Origin of the sequence: Bradyrhizobium vignae (assembly GCF_004114425.1) — a bacterium.
In the GTDB taxonomy this organism is placed as follows: Bacteria; Pseudomonadota; Alphaproteobacteria; order Rhizobiales; family Xanthobacteraceae; genus Bradyrhizobium; species Bradyrhizobium vignae.
This window is the reverse complement of the sequence record NZ_RDQF01000015.1, coordinates 59,395-76,173: the sequence shown is the minus strand read 5'-3', so window position 1 is coordinate 76,173 and position 16,779 is coordinate 59,395. Positions and strand designations below refer to the sequence as shown.

The following is a 16,779-nucleotide window of genomic DNA, read 5'->3' as shown; positions in this document are numbered from 1 at the left end:
ACATCATCTCACAGGCGTGCCAATGCGCTCGCTCAATCTTTCGGCGGCGAATTCCCATAAGTTTGATGCATGGCACCTGCCGCCGTCGCGTCTCGCAACAATTGGCTACAATGTTTCATTTGAAAAACCGGTGGTTGTGGGGCACGATCCGGCGCCCGTTCCATTCGATGGACTGCCCGATTTGACGATTGCGGCAACCCATATTGACGAATCCTCGCTGCACTACCGCGGCTGGCGCGTCGTGCTGGCCTGCTTCCTGATGGCCTTCTTCATGTTCGGTTTCGGGCTCTACGGCCAGGGGGTCTATCTCGCCGAGCTGCAGCGTGCCCATGGCTGGCCGGGCACGCTGGTTTCCGCGGCCAGCACCTTCTCGTTTCTCCTGACCTCCGTGCTGGTCGTCTTCACCGATGGTCTGCTCGAGCGAATCGGGTTGCGCTCGCTGATCCTGTGCGGCCTGATGGCGCTCGGCGCCTCGACGGTGCTGCTGGCGCTGATGCAGACGCCATGGCAGCTCTATCTCGCTTATGCGCTGATGTCGGTCGGTTGGACCGGTATGGGCACCGTTGTGATTGCGATCCTGCTGAATTCCTGGTTCGAGCGCCGGCGCGGGCTCGCGCTCAGCCTCGCCTTCAACGGCGCGACCTGCGGCGGCATCATCCTCGCCCCGCTGCTGCTGTCGCTGACCGGCAGCATCGGCTTCCGTTCCGCGATGCTGGCGACCACGCTCGCGATGATGGTGCTGGTGCTGCCGGTGGTCGTGACCTGCATCGGCTGGCCCACCGGGATGTCGCTGGCATCGGGCGGGCGTCCGCGCGCCGGCGGTGCGGCCGCACCAAGCCATCCCCGCAAAGCGTTGCTCGCCAATGCGGCGTTCTGGACCATGGTGCTGCCGATCGCGATCGCGCTGCTGGCGCAGATGGGATTCATCATCCACCAGGTGACGTTTCTGGAGCCGTTGATCGGGCGCGCCAGTGCCGGCCTTGCCGTGACCATCATGGCGGCGATGGCGATCGTCGGCCGCCTGTCGCTTGGCCTGTTCGTCGACCGGCTCGATCCGCGGCTCGCCTGTGCGGCGTCGATGACGAGCCAGGCGGCGGCACTGTTCGTGCTTCTCCAAAGCACGAGTCCGACCGTTCTGCTGGCCTGCTGTGCCGTTTACGGCTTTTCGATCGGCAACATGATCACGTTCCCGCCCTTGATCATCCAGCGCGAGATCGGCGCTGCCGCCTTCGCCGCCGCAATGGGACTGGGCACCTCGATCAGCGGCATCGTCAGCGCCTTCGGCCCTGGCATCGTCGGTCTCGTGCGCAGCCTCACGGGCAATTACACGACGGCGTTTGCGATGTGCGTCGTGCTCGATCTCGTGGCGGCCGGAGTCGTGCTGTGGCGGCCGAGGAGAAGGGCGGAGAAAACGCCAAATTTATCAACGTTGCCCTGAGGTGGCCGCTTGTTCAGCGGCCCTCGAAGGGCGACGGCCCGGCTGCATCCCGGCCGTTCCATCCTTCGAGGCTCGCGATGCGTTCGCATCCCGAGCCTCGCACCTCAGGATGACGGATCAAGAGCGACGTGCCCACTTACCCCAGCAGCACCGCGTCCGCCGCCGCGACCGACTCCGCGCTCTCCGTCACGGTGCGCTCGAGCGCTCCCGCCTGCACCGCGATGTTCTCGGCAAAGAAGCGCGCGAGCGCGACGTAGCGCGCAGCGTCCGTATTGGCTTCGGCCTTGGCGGCGAGCGCCTCGGAGGCGAGCAGGCAGCCGCCGAGCGTCGCGCCGAACTGTTGCAAGTAGGGCGTCGCACCCGCAAGCGCCTCGTTTGGTGCGGAGGCAACGCGCTCCAGCAGCCATTTGCTGGTGCGCGTGACTGCCTCCAGCGCCTCGCGCAGCTTCGCACCCGTCGTGCCGAAACCGGGATCGTTGGAGGCCTCGACCTGCTTGACGGTCGCGGAGAGTTCGTCGAGCAGCGCCCACACCGCCGCGCCGCCATTGGCCGCGAGCTTGCGCGTGACGAGATCGATCGCCTGGATGCCGTTGGTGCCCTCGTAGATCGCGGTGATCCGGGCATCGCGGTAGTGCTGGGCCGCGCCGGTCTCCTCGATGAAGCCCATGCCGCCATGCACCTGCACGCCGAGATAGGCGACCTCGTTGCCGATATCGGTGGAATAGGCCTTGGCCATCGGCGTCAGCAGCGCCGCGCGTGCCGCCGCATCGGCGCGCACCTTCGCGTCCTTGGCGCGCGTCGAGACGTCGATGGCGACTGCGGTCGCATAGCAGATGGTGCGCGCGGCCGCAGTCTGCGCCCGCATCCGCATCAGCATGCGTTTGACGTCGGGATGCACGAAGATCGCATCCGAGCCGTCGCCCGTCTTGCCGACCGCGCGGCCCTGCTTGCGCTCCTGCGCATACGACAACGCCTGCTGGTAAGCGCGGTCGGCAACGCCGACGCCTTCCAGGCCGACGCCGAGGCGGGCCTGGTTCATCATCGTGAACATGCAGCGCATGCCCTGGTTCTCTTCGCCGATCAGGAAGCCGATGGCGCCGCCATGATCGCCCATGGTCATGGTGCAGGTCGGCGAAGCATGCATGCCCAACTTGTGCTCGACACCGCTCGCATAGATGTCGTTGCGCTGCCCGAGCGAGCCGTCCTTATTGACCATGAACTTGGGCACGAGGAACAGCGAGATGCCCTTGGTGCCGGCGGGCGCATCGGGCAGACGCGCCAGCACGAAATGCACGATGTTGTCGGTCATGTCGTGCTCGCCATAGGTGATGAAGATTTTCGTCCCCTTGATGCGATAGGTGCCGTCGGGCTGCTTTTCGGCGCGGGTGCGCAGCGCGCCGACGTCGGAGCCGGCCTGCGGCTCGGTCAGCTGCATCGTGCCGGTCCATTCGCCGGAGACGAGCTTTTCGAGATAGATCTTCTTCAGCTCGTCGCTGCCATGCGCGTCCAGCGCCTCGATCGCCGATGCCGTCAGCAGCGGGCAGAGGCCGAAGGCGACATTGGCCGCGCTCCAGATCTCGGTGCAGGCGGCGTTGATCGCGAGCGGCAGGCCCTGGCCGCCGAAATCTTCGGGGCCGGACACCGCGTTCCAGCCGCCCTCGGTCCAGCGCTTGTAGGCGTCAGGCCAGCCCGGCGCGGTCGTCACCTTGCCGCCCTCGAGCTTGATGCCGTGCTCGTCGCCGACCTTGTTGAGCGGCGCCAGGACGTCGGATGCGAACTTGCCGGCTTCCTCAAGCACGGCGGCCGCGAGGTCGGCGTCGAAATCGCCATAATGGCCGGCCTCCAAGGCGGCCTTGAGGCCCGCGCCATGGTTGAGCGACAGCAGCATGTCAGAAATCGGCGCGCGGTAGGTCATGGCTCACTCCCGAGGACAATTGTTGGCGCCGTATTCCCATGAAACGGGGGCGGTCTCAACTGGGTGGACGTCGGGATGGCTGGGCCGGAACGGGGCGGCCATTGGGGCTCGGAATAGTGTGTGGGCCGCCGGCGGACTGGGCCAAGGGTATTTTGCCCTTCCAGACGGTTGAAATGACGCGCCGCTCCCTATAGACCGGCTGCCACCGACGGGAATCTGCGGTAGCCGGTTCTACCCCGTTCGCCGTCTGTTGGGGCGTAGCCAAGCGGTAAGGCAGCGGATTTTGATTCCGCCATTCGGAGGTTCGATCCCTCCCGCCCCAGCCAGAGAGCCCTCCGCGCCTGAAAATCCTGATGAATTCGGCCTGGCTGGGGAGCTGAGGCACAGCTCTGCGACACATTCCTGCTGCACAGGGTGTCGCTCGAACCATGGCTTTCCACATCTTTCGCCGCGAAGCGGTCTACTACTGGCGGCGCCGGACCCTGCTCGCCCCACTTCCCGAGATCGTCCCAGCCGGCGCAGTTGATGAACGGCGGCGTCTGAAAGATCGCCTTCGCGCTGTCGATGGGGAGCTTGCGCCTCTCGTCGCGGGCGCGCTTGTTCTTGCTGCGGCTCTTTGCGCGCAGTTTGGTCAGATCGATGCTTTCCAGGCTCTTCACACCGCGCGCGATGGCGTGGTCGAAGATCTGGCCGAGGAAGGTCGCATGGCGATTGAGCGTGCCGCCACCGATCCCACGCTTGGCCTGCACGACGGATCGCCCCTTCTCGCGAAGCTGCTCGATCGTCAGTTGCTCGTCCCGCGTCGACTTGCCGTAGTGCTTGTAGATGTCGAAACGCAAGAAATCGACGAACTTCCCGACGTGTTGCTGACGCAGCAGGCCGAGATCGAGAATGCGCTGATCCTGGACCATGAACTTGACGAACAGGTTTGCGATGCTCTTCGCCTGCCGCTGGGTTTTTTCGTCCCAGTGCTCGTCCGCGTCATTCTGCTGGACGACGCGGTCAGCAAATTGGGCGAAGTCGGCCATCGGAATGAACTGCGGGATCGTGGGAGCGTCGACCTTCGGTGGATCGGCGGGGCGATCCACCGAACGATTCACAATCGATGAAGCCGGCTTCGGTGGATCGCTCCCGGCGAGCATCATGCGATCCACCAGCCCGTCGTCCTCGATCCTCGCTCCACCGTAGCGCCGGTCGGACTGGGCCAGCGCCAGCTTCATCCCGCGAAGATAGGTCCCCTGGGCCACGGCGAGATTCATGGCGGTCGGCTTTGCCGCGACGCCCTCGATCATGCCCCGCAGGATGTAGTGCTTCGTCGGGACGAGTTCGTTGACGCGGAGCATGGCCAGGTGGTCCTGGACCGCCTCGATGTCGAGCTCGGAGAGCCCGTCGGCGGCCATGCGCTCGCGATCCTCGTCGCGTACGACGGCCGTGACGCCCTGGGCGTCCAACAGCGCATAAGCCCAATAAGCCCTTTTGTCGTAGGCTTTCGCCTGGGCGACGTCGAAGCCGGGCCCGCTCTTGGCTGCAAGGGCCACCCGGTCGAGCTTGGCCAGATGCCGGTCGACGACGGCATGGAGCATTGTCTCGATTTGAGATCGCGTCAGATGCGGGTCGGCGCCGTCGGCAAACATCGCGATGTCGTCCAAGGTCAGGTTGAGTTGGGTGGCCAGGCGACGGGCGGCAAGGCGGCTCGTCGTCCGAAGGCTCATGGAAAGATGCGGGCGGCCGAAGCGAATGGCAAGCGCACGAGGGGTGCGGATCAGCCACGTGGCTGCATGCATGTGGCGCGCGGACCATCTCGTCCCGGATATCGAACATAGACGCCTTGCGGGCACACGAATTCTTCAGATGAGCGCCCCGACGCGCATAAACCTCGACGTGGGGAAACTGATATGGCATGATAATCGTCTCCTTTTGGAGACTGTTATCTTTGACGCTTCGGCAAGCCGGAAGCGCTTTCTCGCAAAATTCCCTACGGACGTACACCTAGTCGGTTCACTAGGTGTGTCTCGCGGCCCCTCTCTGACGTACTTCGCTCAGCCATAGAGTAAGCAGTATCACCCCTAGTCTAGGAGCAGGCGACGATGGATCGGTACGGCTGGGCGACCGCCAAGGATAAAGCCTATGGCCGCTATTTGTAGCTGTCGGAGGATGGGGGTGTGGACGGCTCGTCCTGCGATATCGGGAAGCCAAGTCGGCGGCGCAGGTCGAGCCGGCTGGGATTTCCAGGGAGAGCTTGCTTCTTCCGAAGAGCGTCCTCGATCGCGATGACGAACACGTCGTTGATCTTGCACCGGGCATCGGCTGCCAGCCGGCGGACGGCGCGATGGAGGTCCTCACTGACAGTCAGGGTTGTGCGGCAGCTCTCTTCGGTGGTCCCAGTCACCTGCCTCCCGGGTGCGCTGTCACGCAGGGCCTTTCGCAAATTCTGCGCCGAGGCCGCAAAAGCCATCGAAGGGTCGGTACGCTTGTTCACTGAACCAACTCCAATTTCTTGAGAATCCAATCCGTCGCGGCACGGACCTCCAGTGCCGCAGGCCCTTCGGGCTCGTACTCGACGACGCCGAGCCCCAGTGCGACGGCGTCTTGATAGGCGACGCGATAGGCAAGGTGTGCGTCGACCACGGTCCCGAGCTGCCGGTGCAGTCCAAGCCAATGATTGAGGCGCTGGTTCAATCGGGACGGCGTGCGCGTCAAAAGGATTGCGTACTCGATATCCTCCTGGACAAAGGCCGCCTGGATACGGGTGGCCACGGCGTTCGCCAGATAGGTCGGTTCGGTGACGATGATCGCCAAGTCAGCGAGCCTTGCTGCGTCGGCAAGGGTGTCGGTGTCATGGGCCGGGGTGTCGACGAAGATCAGGTCGAAGGCGCCCTGATTCTCAGCGAGCCAGCCGGGCAGTTGACGTGCGTTGATGGACGTGACGAGGGGAGCGGCACCCCCACGCGCCGCCGCCCACATTGCGCTGGACGCTTGGGGGTCGGTATCGGCAATCGCCACGGAAAGACCCCGAGCCCTCGCGGCCACGGCCGCGTTCACAACCGCCGTGCTTTTCCCGGTCCCGCCTTTCAACTGCACCGCCGTTGCGACGCGCATGTATGCACCTCCTATTGTGCTCCAGCATGAACGCAGGAGCCGTAATGATCAACTCGACGAGATTTTCCCGAAAAGCCGGGTGAACGCCGATGGCATCGGCATTGAGGGGACGTATGCCATGCGGCTGCCTAAAGTTTTCCACCGGGAAATTAGTCAGCCAGTCGGCTGTGCTCGTCGCCTAAAGCGATGCTGTAAAATCACCCCATCACCCCATCACCGCATCACCGCATCACCGCATCGCCGCATCACTGCATCACTGCATCGCTGCATCGCTGCACGGCATCATCGCCATGGCACTGTGCGCCGGCGTCAGCGCCGCGCGACCGATGAGGAGGGATGCGGCTCGTGATGCCGGTCATGGTTGACGTTAACGCGATTTAACTATGCTCTCTCGGAAGGCTTGCGCTCAAACGTGCGAGGCCTATTTTGGGTGCGTCCGCTGCGCCTGAGCGCGGTCGTGCAGCCCGTGGAGAGGTTGCCGGACCTCCGTACCCGAGGCCACTCTGTGGCGAAGGCGTGAAGGCTCTCCATCGACTTAGCCTTCTCTCGGGATGCTTCGCGCACCCCATGAAAATCCTCTGAAAACGACGCCCCTGAGGCGTCAATCGACGCGCAGCGTTGGGCTTGCGCGATACGATTGGCGTCGCGGTGGCCTAGCATAGGGAGACTAGTCCTCGGACTAGTCCTGCAAATGACTGTGCATGCCGACGCCGAGGAAGCATCTGAACGTGGTCCCGACACGCGTGATCAAGGTCCGGGATCGGACACCTCTGAAGAATCTCAATTTGACGAAAAAGCCGCGGAATTGGGCCTTGAACCGACGAAGGCCTACGTTCGCGTCGCCCGCGCAAAGAAAAAAATTTCCAAGGCGGCTGAGGTCAAACGAGAGTACCGAGCCCGACGGAAGGCAGAGGGATTCGAACAATACGTTGTCGAGGTGCCTAAGGAGGCCAAGGACGCCGTCTACGACGTGGCACAGGCGTTCGTCGCCGACAAGGATAACAGCAAGAATGTTCGCTCGACTGTTCTGTCGGTCGTTTCAAGCGAAGCCCTGCTCGAGCTGATCCAACTCCTCGTCCAATCCGGGGTGGACGCCTCGTCGATCATCGAACTGATCAAGCGCGGAGATTTGGCCAAGATGACCGCGATCCGTGCGGCCCGTCCTGATCTGCTTGACGATGTCGCCCGCCTGGTGAAGACCCATGATGACTTCCTCTCCGTTCTGGACTGCCTTGTCAGCCATGCGGGCGATATCTCGGCTGCTTCCGCCAAGGGCTTGTTGGAGGCGGCCGTCGCGGCGTCCGACTGTCCCGAGGCTCTGCGTTTCATCGAAGTTCGCCAGCGTGGTGGCCTCCGTGCTCGTCTCCTGGGTTGGGTACTCAGAGGCATGCACTAGTCAGTGAAATGTCTTATCGGCCAATTCTGCTCCGAGCAGATCGACCTACGATCGCAAGGACAGCTTTTCCGACGAGTGGTAGGACTAGTCCTGCGACTAGTCCTGGGAGCCGGACGATTCAGTCGTGGGTCATGCTCGAAGCCGTTGTGCACGTCGGGGTGGTCGAACCCGACCTGGAATACGGCATCGCCGGCGAACGTCAGCCGATCGCCGCCGGAGTTGAGGCGGACCACACAGTGGCCGGGGGTGTGGCCACCGGTGCGCTGGGCGACTAGGCCCGGCGCGATTTCAGCCCGGTCGTCGAACGTCCGCAGGTAAGTGCGGTATTCGCGCAGGAACTTCTGCGCGGTCGATTCAAGCACCTCCGGAAAACCCTCCGGCATGGAGACGAGGGAGAAATCGGGCTTCGCCCAGAACTTGACCTCGGCTGCGGCCACGTGGATCCGCAGGTCCGGACGAAGCTGCTCCTTCACGCCGTCGACGAGCAGCCCGCCGACGTGGTCCATGTGCAAGTGGGTCAGCACCACGTCGGTCAGGTCCGCAAGATCGATGCCGGCGGCCTCCAGTCGATGGGTCAACTGTCCGGCCTTCGGCAGATTCGAGTTCACTCCCGCCCCGGTGTCGACCAGGATGGTTCGGCCGCCGCTCCGCACCACAACCACATTCAGCGGCCAATCGAGCATTTCCGGCGGCAGCATTAGCTGGTCGATCACGGCCTGCCGGGCAGCCGGGTCGGCGGTAGCGACCAACACATTGGTTGGCAGATGCAGAACTCCATCGCTGATCACCAGCACGTCGATATCACCGACTTTCAGCGCGTAGCGCGATGGAACCAGCTCGTCGTGCATCGGTTTGCCAAGGCGTGAGGTGGGGGATGTGTAGTCTCGGTTCATGTGTTTCTCTCCTCTTTGATGGAAAAGCCGCTGGCCGGTGTTGGTTGAGCGGTCTGCGCGGCAAGCGCGGAGCGCGGCCCGCTTCGCGTGAAGGCTCTAGAGGAAGCCAGTCACATCAGTCACACGTTCGGGATCGGCCACAGCGAGCGCAGCGGCACGCTCTGCTTTCGGCGGATAGATCCAGACGGTGTTGATCTCCTGCTTGGTCTCCTTGGCGACGTCGCCGACCATGGCCACCTTGCGTTCCCAGCCGGTCGTGAAGAGCGCACCGGCCTCGCCAAGGTCCAGGCAGGTCACGTATCCCTTCTGGTGGTAGCATTTGGTCGGTACCCCCAGGAGCTCCGCGGCAGCGTTATTGCCCGCGAACGCGCCCATCCGCGTAGCGTGCTGGCAAGACATCAGCGCGTAGTTGCCTTCATTGTCGCAGGCGGCGCGCGCGGCGTCGCCCGTGGCGAAGACGCCGTCCACTCCCGGTACGCGCAGATCGCGGTCCACCAGCAGCCGGCCGAAATTGTCGCGCTCGGCGGGAATCTGCTGGGTCAGGGGCGCAGCGCGAATGCCCGCTGCCCAGATCACGGTCTCGCTTTCGATGTGCTCGCCGTTGGACAGGGTGACGCCGGACCCGTCGAGCGAGGCGACGCCGGCGCCGAGCCGGGTCTCCACGCCGAGCTTGCGCAGGGCGTCCTCGATGACGGGGCGGGCCCCTTCACCCATGTCGGGGGCGATCGCAGGATTTCGATCGACGATGATGACGTGCGGCTTGGCGTCTTTGCCGAAGATATCGCGCAGCCGCGCCGGCATTTCGGTGGCCGCCTCGATGCCGGTGAAACCTCCACCCGCCACGACGACGGTGTCGCGGCCGTTCACGGCGGGGCGCTTGGCGAGGCCTTTCAAGTGCTTGTCGAGCGCTACCGCATCATCGAGCGAGTCGACGGCAAAGCCGTGCTCGGCGAGGCCCGGAATCTTCGGACGGAACAGTTTGCTGCCGGTGGCCACGACCAGGCGGTCATAGGACAGCGTCTTCCGTGGCCCCTTGTCAGTTGCGATCTGCACCGTGCGGGACTTTGTGTCGATCGTCTCGGCGCTGCCCTGCACGTAGTTGACGTCGATCGCGTTGAGGACGTCGAGCAGCGGCGCCGTCAAGGTCTCGGGCTTCGGCTCGTACAGCCGGGGGCGGACGACGAGCGTCGGCTCCGGCGAAACCAGCGCGATCTCGAGCTCTTCCGGCGAAACGCCCTGGATGTCGCGCAGGCGGGCGGCGGAGAGGGCGGCATACATGCCGGCGAAGCCGGCTCCGATGATGACTAGTCTCATATCTTTGCTCCTTGCTTTGGTCTTCCAAAAGTCCGCGCGCGCTACCGCCACCGCCCTTCATCAAGGGTGGCGATCGACGACGACGCGAAGGCGTGAAACGAGGGCGTCAGCCCTTATGGGGGGAGGCACTCCGGCGAGCGCGCTGACATAGGAGTCTTCAGCGACCAGCCTTGTCGAAGAACGACGGGCTGAGCCGAGCCCAGAACCCAATCCTGGTAGGGCAGCGAAGGGCGGTCCCGCGTCGTGATGGAGATCGCGGGATAGGTTCTCTGCAGGGATTGTACCGGGATCTCCACCTCTTCGCCGGTTGCCGAGGTGAACCGCACGGCCAGCGAAAGTCCGTACAGGACCGCTGTGGCAAGGCCGCGCCGGCGTGAGGTGATTGCAAGCTGGTTGACCAAGGTGTTCCGGATCATGGTCGATCTCCATCGGCGTTCGTTGGACGGTGATGGTGTAGTCCACCGCGCGCTGCGCTGCCCCAGAGGGATTGCCGTAGCTGTCGAGCGATTGCTGCTAATGAACGCGTTTGCGCCGGTCGCTGGGGATAGCGTCGGATGCCAGCCAAGGCTGATGCTTGGCGCGCCACTTCGGGCCGGGGCCGCGCATGTAGTGCAGCTCGGGCCGGTAGCTGTCGCGAATGTCCATGACCAGGTTACGCACGACGCCGGCGAAGTCGGAAACGGTCTCGGCCGTCTTGCTGGCAAAGCCGGAAATTGCGGACCAGTGTGAGAAATTCAGAGCGATCGCACGGGAATCGACGGTGCTCTTGCGGATCATCGTTCTTCTCCATCCGGTTGGATGTGGGCATTGCGATGATCTAGCGGATCTGAGCTGCGGCCGCCCCAGCGCGATTGCCGTGCCTGTAGAGCGATTGCTGCCAACTCATGTGCCTGCGGCAATCGCTCGGTGTTGCGGTCACCTCCTGTGACGAATGTGGCCGGCGAGGACGGCCTAGTGCGGCTGCGTTAGGAGGATGTCTCGTCCGTATCACGCAGCATGTTCATGTGCCGCAGGGGCGTAGCTGGTTTCGAAGGTCCAGGCGTCCTTGGGCTGGCTGTAGAGATGCCAGAGCTGCTCGGCCACCGCCGAGGCCTCCTTCGATTCCGGAGACACAAGGGTGCAGACAGTCACCGTCGCAACGTGAATTCCCTTGTCCCGGAACGGTTCGAAAATCCCCTGGGCCAAGGCGCGAATACCGGCCTTGCCGATGCTGATCGAGAGAAAGTCCGCACTGGGAGCGAGCGCGAAACCGCCGCCCGTCAACAGGATCGCACCCGATCCATGCTCCTCCTTTTTCGGAGCAACGGCCTGCGCCGCGACGAGCGCACCTCCGATGTTCACGGCAAGATCATAGTTGAAGCTGTCGCGAGGCTGTTCAGACAAGGTCGCCTTGCGTGCGGAGGCGGCGTTGTAGTGCAGGACGTCGATCGAGCCGTGCTGCTGCTCGACTTCAGCGACCAGCTCCGCGATGCCCTTCGGATCGCTCGAGTCCACCTGTCGCGCGTCCGCCTTGTATCCTTTCCTTGTCAATCTCTCGGCCAGCTCCTGCGTCTTGGCCACGCTGCGGGCGGCCAAAACCACTTGGAAACCTTCTTTGGCGAACCGTTCGGCGGTCGCGAAACCCATGCCCGGGCCCGCGCCGATGCTGAGAAATGTCTTCATCGCCTGTCTCCTTTCGACGCTGCACTTGAAACGGGTGAGACCACGGTTGCCCAAACCATCACGATATGCGTCTTCGCCAATCGCTGGGGGTTTCTCCGGTCAGCTTCCTGAACGCCGCTGCGAAGGCGGTCTGAGTGGAATAGCCGAGCGCGGCAGCGACGGAGACGACCGACACCTGGGTATCGCGCAGCATGTTCATGGCTTGCTCGAGCCGGTTCTGGCGCAGCCAGGCGTGCGGCGAGAGCCCGGTGCTTTCTTTGAAGGCGCGGCAGAAGTGGAAGCGCGACAAGCCGGCGTCGGCCGCAAGCGCTGCAAGCGAGACGTCCGCATCGCTATCCGAACGCAGACGTTCGATATCGCGCGCCAGTACCTTGGGCGACAGCCCGCCCATGATCGGCAGGAACGTTGCCGGCGAGCCGGCGTACGCGGCGAGCAATCGCGTGGCCAGAAGATCGCTCAGTTGGTGCCTGAACAACGAATCCAGCGCGGCGCAGCCTTCTAGGGCGTCCGCCGCGCTCAGCAGCAATCGGGCTGTAATGGGGTCGGGATGCGCCGTTCGTTCCACAAGGTCGCCGGGAGCCGCCGCTCCGGCTTCCTGCGCAACGCGTTCCAGCGTTGTCTGTGGAAGGTAGAGGTGGACGACGCTCAAGGGCTGGTAGATATCCCAGCGCGAGGATGAACCTGCCGGAATGACCGTTACGGTCCCGGGACGCGTCATTCCGTTCAGGAACGCTTTTCCGTCGCGGCGTTCGAACCGAACCGGCTCGGCGGGAAAAGCCATGATCACATGATCGACCATCGGCTTGACGACGTCGTGCAGGGGATCATGCCTCCAGAAGGTGATCACGCCGCTGGACGGATCCGAAGCCATCTGCAGCGGCGCCATCTTGAGCACGCGCGCCATTTCTTCATCGGCGTGAAGGCGCTGCTCGCCCAGCGGCAAATCGCGCAGCTGCGCCGGAGTCGCGCCTTGCTTCTGCCCAATATCTCGCAAGCGCGGACCGCTCATGGACCGTCCTCGTCGTTGAGGCGCAACCTGATCGAGCTTTCGATCTCCGTTCTAGCCGTTGTCCGGCCTGGCGTCCTGCCTAAATTCGCCGCGGATTTCAATTCTGAACGGTCGTTGTGCTCTGCAGACGCCCAAAGTCGCATTCTGCCGTTGCCGCGGCGGCGCAGGGGGCGCCGTCGCACAAGCCACCGCGCAGGAGATGGTCAGCACCGCAGACGTTTTTGGTTGTCATTGACCACTGTGAAGCTCTGACGAAGGCGGACAACCGCATTCTGGCAACTGCCGTCATCATGCGGGGAAATGAGAATCCAGCGCACATCTTAACAGCAATATCTCTACAACCGCCTCAATCGCTCTGGGGCAGGCGCACGCTCGGTCCCTTAAGCAGTGGCCCAACCAAACAGATGGAGATGACAATGGCTTGGGCCGAAATCGGAGGCGGATCATGATGCTTGGTGTGAGCTTGGCGACGTTCACGATGGTCCACGTGATCATCAGCCTGGTTGCAATCGCGGCGGGCCTCGTCGTGATGTTCGGGATGTTCGGCTCGAAGCGGATGCCGAACCTCACCGCTGTTTTCCTTACAGCCACCATCCTGACCAGCGTCTCGGGGCTTCTGATTCCGCCGCTGCTGTTCGAGAAGCCGTTGCCGTCCCATTTGATCGCAATCCTCTCGCTGGTTCTGCTGGGGATCGCGTGTTTTGGGCTTTACGGCATGAAGCTGGCCGGTTCTTGGCGCTGGATCTACGTGCTCACCGCGCTCCTCTCGCTTTATCTCAACGTCTTCGTGCTGGTCATCCAGTCCTTCCTGAAAGTACCGGCATTGCATGCGCTGGCGCCAAGCGTGCCGCCGGCCGAGCCGCCGTTTGCCATCGTGCAGGGCATTGTGCTGGTATCGTTCGTGGTCGTGATCATCGGCGCGATCCGGCGCTACCGTCCGGCGCCGGCTGCCGCCGACATCCGCCCCCGAAGCGATCTGACGCCGGCATCTTGGGGCACGCGCTCCCTCTCAACGCGCAAATGAGTCGTTCGGCCGGCTGCCGATCGATCAGCCTTATTGACTGATTGCGGACCGCCGGCAAAGCCTCGCGTATGGTATCGTCGATGCGGTCAGGTGAGCCCCATCGCGCTTCTCGCCCGGCGCAGCAGCGCTCGCGACAACTGCGATGCGTCCATGATTGCCTTGAAGCTAAAAGCTGAGCACGTCTAACGATAACGGAGGATCACCATGAAGATCGTCGTGATCGGCGGTACCGGCCTGATCGGTTCGAAGACCGTCGCCATTCTGCGTCAGGGCGGCCATGAGGTTGTGGCCGCCTCGCCCAAGAGCGGCGTTAACACCATCACTGGGGAGGGGCTCACCGAGGCCATGACGGGCACGAAGGTAGTGATCGACCTCGCCAACTCGCCCTCATTCGAAGACAAGGCGGTGCTCGAATTCTTCGAGACCTCCGGCCGCAACCTTCTCACGGCGGAGGCCGCAGCGAACGTCCGGCACCATGTCGCGCTGTCGATCGTCGCGACCGACCGGACCGACAACGGCTATTTCCGCGCCAAGGTCGCCCAGGAGAAACTGATCGAGACCTCCAGCATCCCGTACACCATCGTCCGCGCAACGCAGTTCATGGAATTCCTCGGCGGCATCGCCGATTCCAGCGTGGATGGCAACAAAGTCAGGCTCCCGCCTATCCTATTCCAGCCGATCGCGTCGGACGACGTCGCTGCCATGGTTGCCGATGTGGCACTCGCGCCGCCGCGAGGCGGCATCGTGGAGATCGCAGGACCGGAACGAGCCCCGTTCAACGAAGTCATCGCCCGCTATCTCAAAGCGGTGGGCGATGCGCGCGAGGTCGTGAGCGATCCCGAGGCCGGATACTGGGGCGGCCGGGTCAGCGAGAACTCGCTTGTGCCGCTCGGCGAGGCGCGTCTCGGCCGTATCGGTCTGGACGAGTGGCTCCGCCGCTCGAAGGCAGCGGCCTGATCTCCATGGGAGGAACGCCAGTTCTCTCAGGAGGGGATCCGGACCGACGAACTAAGGAGCGGCGACCATGACGATCAAACTCGCGGCGTTGGCTCTTCTGTGCCTCACGGCCGGCACGGCGGCGGCTCAGGAGCCCAACGTCACCCCACTGATGTCCAAGGACCTTCCGGAGAGTCCCGGCCGCGAGGCTCTGATGATCACGGTCGAGCATGCGCCCGGCGGCTCGAGCGCCATCCACCGGCACAATGCACATGCGTTTGTCTACGTGCTGGAGGGGTCCGTCGTGATGCAGCTGAAGGGTGGAGAAGAGGTGACGCTGACACCGGGACAGTCGTTCTATGAAGGCCCGGCTGACGTTCATGTCGTCGACCGGAACGCGAGCGCAACCCAGCCGGCTAAATTCCTGGTGCTCCTGATCAAGGACAAGGGCGCACCGGCGCTGGTGCCAGCACAGTGATCGGGACGTGGTCGAGCAGACATGTCGTGCCTAGTTAGGTGGTGTCCTGAGGGAGCCCGAAAAGAGCTCTTCGGAGCGTCCGCGGCCGCCGGGCGGGCCGCGATCGATTGCATGAAGGCCTGATCATCCAGCGGAAGTGCGGCCGTCCAAGGCCCTTCGTCACCAGGCTCTGGCAGCACATGGCCGAATTCGATCATCTGCCGCGGAGGTAACTCATTGAGGTAGACCCAGACGGCCCGATGACTTTCAGCACCCGCTGCCAAAGCCACGGCTTCGGCCATCAGCTTTATCATCCGCGTTTTGTCGACGGCCGCACGTCCGGTTCGGATGTAGCCATACACAAAGATCGTTTCGTGTGTCAGCGGCGCCCCACCCATGAACCAATCTCCAAGGTCTACTTGCTGGAAGATCACTTGCGCAAAAAAGCCGGGTGCGCCTGTAATCTCGCTGTGGATCCTAGTGATCTCGCTCGCGATCCTTGCTTTTTGCCCGGCGGCGAGGCGATCGCCGGAGCTCATGCAGAAATAGGTCGGCATCTTGTTCTCCTCGAGCTGAATGTCGAGATTCGTTTGCTTCCTCCGGGGCAACTGGTCAGTTCTTGGCCCGCCAAGAATGCTCTGTTCGCTTGCCGAGTTGCAACGCCGCCACGCCGGCGAGGACGAACACCACGGCGACGCATTCGAGAGCATCGATGCTCTCACCCGCTACGAGGATGCCAATGACAAGTGACACGATCGGCGGAATGTAGGTTACGCTCGAAGCGGCGAGTGCGCCCAGGTTGGCCAATATGTAATAATAGAGGATATAGGCCAGACCCGTCCCGCAAATTCCAAGGCCAAAAACAAGCCCGATCCAAGCGCGGGTGTCGCTGAAGACTGCGTCGATTCCGTCCAGGTGGATCGCCATCACCAAGAACACCACCGCGAACCCGAGCTGGTACGTCGTCAGCGCCGAGACAGGAAGCTGCAAGGGGCTGATGAACTTGCGAGCATAAACGCGAAGGAGCATCCGAGGCTAAAGGAACCCACCATCATATACGCGATCCCTTCCATACCAACGTAACCGACGGCCGACCACGGCCGCGCGATGAGAACCACGCCGAGGAGGCCGAGAGCGACGCCTGCCGCCTTGGTGAGCGTGATGATCTCGTCGCGCAAAAACAGGTATGTGCAGATGAAGGCAAACAAGGGAATCGCTCCGCTCAGCAAACCGGCGATGCTGGACGGAAGAAGTGCGGCCCCTTTGGCAAAGGCAAAGTAGTAGATTGCTGTCGCCAATAGGGACATGACGATGAAGTGATGCGCGTACCGAACGTGTTGCCAACGCAAAGCCCTCTGCCACAGCGCATAGAGAAATACGGTTGGAAACGCGAAGACAACACGGAGCAGCACGATCTGTGCAGGAGAGATTTCCGCGGCGGCCCACTTCATGAAGATGAAGTTGCTGCCCCAGATCAGGCCCAGGAAGACGAAGGCGAACAGAGCGATCCCCTTCGCCGATTTCGGGTCGGCGACATCGATTCGCCGACGCAGAGCAGGTGCTTCGTGCGCCAACGACACGTTCTTCGTTGTCATGGAGTTCTAGCCTCGCCACGCGCTGGCGTCATCCAGCCGAT

18 protein-coding genes and 1 tRNA gene are annotated in these 16,779 nt (G+C 63.2%); 7 read left to right on the top strand and 12 right to left on the bottom strand.

The window, feature by feature from the left end; all coding sequences use genetic code 11:
* The first annotated feature begins 130 nt into the window (after positions 1-130).
* Entirely contained in the window at positions 131-1,438 is a 1,308-nt protein-coding gene (locus tag EAV90_RS15310; protein ID WP_245509529.1) for an MFS transporter, read from the top strand.
* Between the two features lie 136 nt (positions 1,439-1,574).
* Here EAV90_RS15310 and EAV90_RS15305 read toward each other — a convergent pair whose 3' ends face one another.
* Positions 1,575-3,353: an acyl-CoA dehydrogenase family protein gene (locus EAV90_RS15305; RefSeq protein WP_129143869.1), complete on the bottom strand. Its 1,779-nt coding sequence runs from the start codon at positions 3,351-3,353 to the stop codon at positions 1,575-1,577.
* A gap of 251 nt (positions 3,354-3,604) precedes the next feature.
* Between EAV90_RS15305 and EAV90_RS15300 the strand changes: the two genes are divergently transcribed.
* Both EAV90_RS15300 and EAV90_RS15295 read left to right on the top strand, forming a co-directional pair.
* Positions 3,605-3,679 (top strand) — tRNA-Gln (locus EAV90_RS15300).
* Positions 3,680-3,781: 102 nt separating this feature from the next.
* Positions 3,782-4,462: a hypothetical protein gene (locus EAV90_RS15295; protein WP_129143868.1), complete on the top strand. Its 681-nt coding sequence runs from the start codon at positions 3,782-3,784 to the stop codon at positions 4,460-4,462.
* A gap of 1,025 nt (positions 4,463-5,487) precedes the next feature.
* Here the strand turns inward: EAV90_RS15295 and EAV90_RS15285 are convergent.
* Positions 5,488-5,832, bottom strand: a complete 345-nt coding sequence (locus EAV90_RS15285) for a hypothetical protein (protein WP_129143866.1) — start codon at positions 5,830-5,832, stop codon at positions 5,488-5,490.
* Positions 5,829-6,452, bottom strand: a complete 624-nt coding sequence (locus EAV90_RS15280; RefSeq protein WP_129143865.1) for a ParA family protein — start codon at positions 6,450-6,452, stop codon at positions 5,829-5,831. Before EAV90_RS15280 ends, EAV90_RS15285 begins: the two co-directional genes overlap by 4 nt.
* Before the next feature lie 691 nt (positions 6,453-7,143).
* On the opposite strand from EAV90_RS15280, the gene EAV90_RS15275 reads away from it, so the two are divergent.
* A complete protein-coding gene (locus EAV90_RS15275) occupies positions 7,144-7,848 on the top strand; it encodes a hypothetical protein (RefSeq protein ID WP_245509528.1) in 705 nt (234 codons plus the stop codon).
* On the opposite strand, the gene EAV90_RS15270 is transcribed toward EAV90_RS15275, so the two are convergent.
* From EAV90_RS15270 to EAV90_RS15245, 6 genes are all read right to left on the bottom strand, one after another.
* The gene (locus EAV90_RS15270) at positions 7,845-8,741 is read right to left on the bottom strand and encodes an MBL fold metallo-hydrolase (RefSeq protein WP_129143863.1); all 897 of its coding nucleotides are present in this window, start codon (positions 8,739-8,741) and stop codon (positions 7,845-7,847) included. The genes EAV90_RS15275 and EAV90_RS15270 overlap by 4 nt on opposite strands.
* Before the next feature lie 96 nt (positions 8,742-8,837).
* Positions 8,838-10,055, bottom strand: coding sequence for an NAD(P)/FAD-dependent oxidoreductase (locus tag EAV90_RS15265; RefSeq protein WP_129143862.1), 1,218 nt, complete (start codon positions 10,053-10,055; stop codon positions 8,838-8,840).
* A 113-nt stretch (positions 10,056-10,168) separates the two neighbouring features.
* A complete protein-coding gene (locus tag EAV90_RS15260) occupies positions 10,169-10,471 on the bottom strand; it encodes a hypothetical protein (protein WP_129143861.1) in 303 nt (100 codons plus the stop codon).
* A gap of 97 nt (positions 10,472-10,568) precedes the next feature.
* Positions 10,569-10,832, bottom strand: coding sequence for a hypothetical protein (locus tag EAV90_RS39510; RefSeq protein ID WP_164936947.1), 264 nt, complete (start codon positions 10,830-10,832; stop codon positions 10,569-10,571).
* A 210-nt stretch (positions 10,833-11,042) separates the two neighbouring features.
* Positions 11,043-11,771 carry an SDR family NAD(P)-dependent oxidoreductase gene (locus tag EAV90_RS15250; protein ID WP_245509527.1) on the bottom strand — a complete coding sequence of 243 codons (729 nt, stop codon included), beginning with the start codon at positions 11,769-11,771 and terminating at the stop codon, positions 11,043-11,045.
* Between the two features lie 4 nt (positions 11,772-11,775).
* Positions 11,776-12,726, bottom strand: coding sequence for a helix-turn-helix transcriptional regulator (locus EAV90_RS15245; protein ID WP_129143859.1), 951 nt, complete (start codon positions 12,724-12,726; stop codon positions 11,776-11,778).
* A gap of 445 nt (positions 12,727-13,171) precedes the next feature.
* Between EAV90_RS15245 and EAV90_RS15240 the strand changes: the two genes are divergently transcribed.
* The 3 genes from EAV90_RS15240 to EAV90_RS15230 all read left to right on the top strand — a co-directional run bounded on the left by EAV90_RS15240 (position 13,172) and on the right by EAV90_RS15230 (position 15,164).
* Positions 13,172-13,750: a hypothetical protein gene (locus EAV90_RS15240; protein ID WP_245509526.1), complete on the top strand. Its 579-nt coding sequence runs from the start codon at positions 13,172-13,174 to the stop codon at positions 13,748-13,750.
* 204 nt (positions 13,751-13,954) lie between these two features.
* Complete coding sequence (locus EAV90_RS15235) at positions 13,955-14,707, top strand: SDR family oxidoreductase (protein ID WP_129143858.1); 753 nt, start codon at positions 13,955-13,957, stop codon at positions 14,705-14,707.
* Positions 14,708-14,774: 67 nt separating this feature from the next.
* Complete coding sequence (locus EAV90_RS15230; RefSeq protein WP_129143857.1) at positions 14,775-15,164, top strand: cupin domain-containing protein; 390 nt, start codon at positions 14,775-14,777, stop codon at positions 15,162-15,164.
* Here EAV90_RS15230 and EAV90_RS41705 read toward each other — a convergent pair.
* Genes EAV90_RS41705 through EAV90_RS40145 form a run of 3 tightly spaced genes read right to left on the bottom strand, consistent with a single transcriptional unit; the run spans position 15,065 to position 16,738 of the window.
* The gene (locus EAV90_RS41705; protein ID WP_129143856.1) at positions 15,065-15,700 is read right to left on the bottom strand and encodes a tautomerase family protein; all 636 of its coding nucleotides are present in this window, start codon (positions 15,698-15,700) and stop codon (positions 15,065-15,067) included. The two genes, EAV90_RS15230 and EAV90_RS41705, sit on opposite strands and share 100 nt — an antisense overlap.
* A gap of 55 nt (positions 15,701-15,755) precedes the next feature.
* Positions 15,756-16,133, bottom strand: a complete 378-nt coding sequence (locus tag EAV90_RS40150; protein WP_208738502.1) for an EamA family transporter — start codon at positions 16,131-16,133, stop codon at positions 15,756-15,758.
* Positions 16,109-16,738: a DMT family transporter gene (locus EAV90_RS40145; protein WP_208738501.1), complete on the bottom strand. Its 630-nt coding sequence runs from the start codon at positions 16,736-16,738 to the stop codon at positions 16,109-16,111. Before EAV90_RS40145 ends, EAV90_RS40150 begins: the two co-directional genes overlap by 25 nt.
* Positions 16,739-16,779: the final 41 nt, after the last annotated feature.

Coding starts and splice junctions, on each gene's coding strand:
- EAV90_RS15305 (WP_129143869.1), bottom strand. CDS start 3,353: ATGACCTACCGCGCGCCGATTTCTGACATGCTGCTGTCGCTCAACCAT.
- EAV90_RS15295 (WP_129143868.1), top strand. CDS start 3,782: ATGGCTTTCCACATCTTTCGCCGCGAAGCGGTCTACTACTGGCGGCGC.
- EAV90_RS15280 (WP_129143865.1), bottom strand. CDS start 6,452: ATGCGCGTCGCAACGGCGGTGCAGTTGAAAGGCGGGACCGGGAAAAGC.
- EAV90_RS15275 (WP_245509528.1), top strand. CDS start 7,144: ATGACTGTGCATGCCGACGCCGAGGAAGCATCTGAACGTGGTCCCGAC.
- EAV90_RS15270 (WP_129143863.1), bottom strand. CDS start 8,741: ATGAACCGAGACTACACATCCCCCACCTCACGCCTTGGCAAACCGATG.
- EAV90_RS15265 (WP_129143862.1), bottom strand. CDS start 10,055: ATGAGACTAGTCATCATCGGAGCCGGCTTCGCCGGCATGTATGCCGCC.
- EAV90_RS15260 (WP_129143861.1), bottom strand. CDS start 10,471: ATGATCCGGAACACCTTGGTCAACCAGCTTGCAATCACCTCACGCCGG.
- EAV90_RS39510 (WP_164936947.1), bottom strand. CDS start 10,832: ATGATCCGCAAGAGCACCGTCGATTCCCGTGCGATCGCTCTGAATTTC.
- EAV90_RS15245 (WP_129143859.1), bottom strand. CDS start 12,726: ATGAGCGGTCCGCGCTTGCGAGATATTGGGCAGAAGCAAGGCGCGACT.
- EAV90_RS15240 (WP_245509526.1), top strand. CDS start 13,172: ATGATGCTTGGTGTGAGCTTGGCGACGTTCACGATGGTCCACGTGATC.
- EAV90_RS15235 (WP_129143858.1), top strand. CDS start 13,955: ATGAAGATCGTCGTGATCGGCGGTACCGGCCTGATCGGTTCGAAGACC.
- EAV90_RS15230 (WP_129143857.1), top strand. CDS start 14,775: ATGACGATCAAACTCGCGGCGTTGGCTCTTCTGTGCCTCACGGCCGGC.
- EAV90_RS41705 (WP_129143856.1), bottom strand. CDS start 15,700: ATGCCGACCTATTTCTGCATGAGCTCCGGCGATCGCCTCGCCGCCGGG.
- EAV90_RS40145 (WP_208738501.1), bottom strand. CDS start 16,738: ATGACAACGAAGAACGTGTCGTTGGCGCACGAAGCACCTGCTCTGCGT.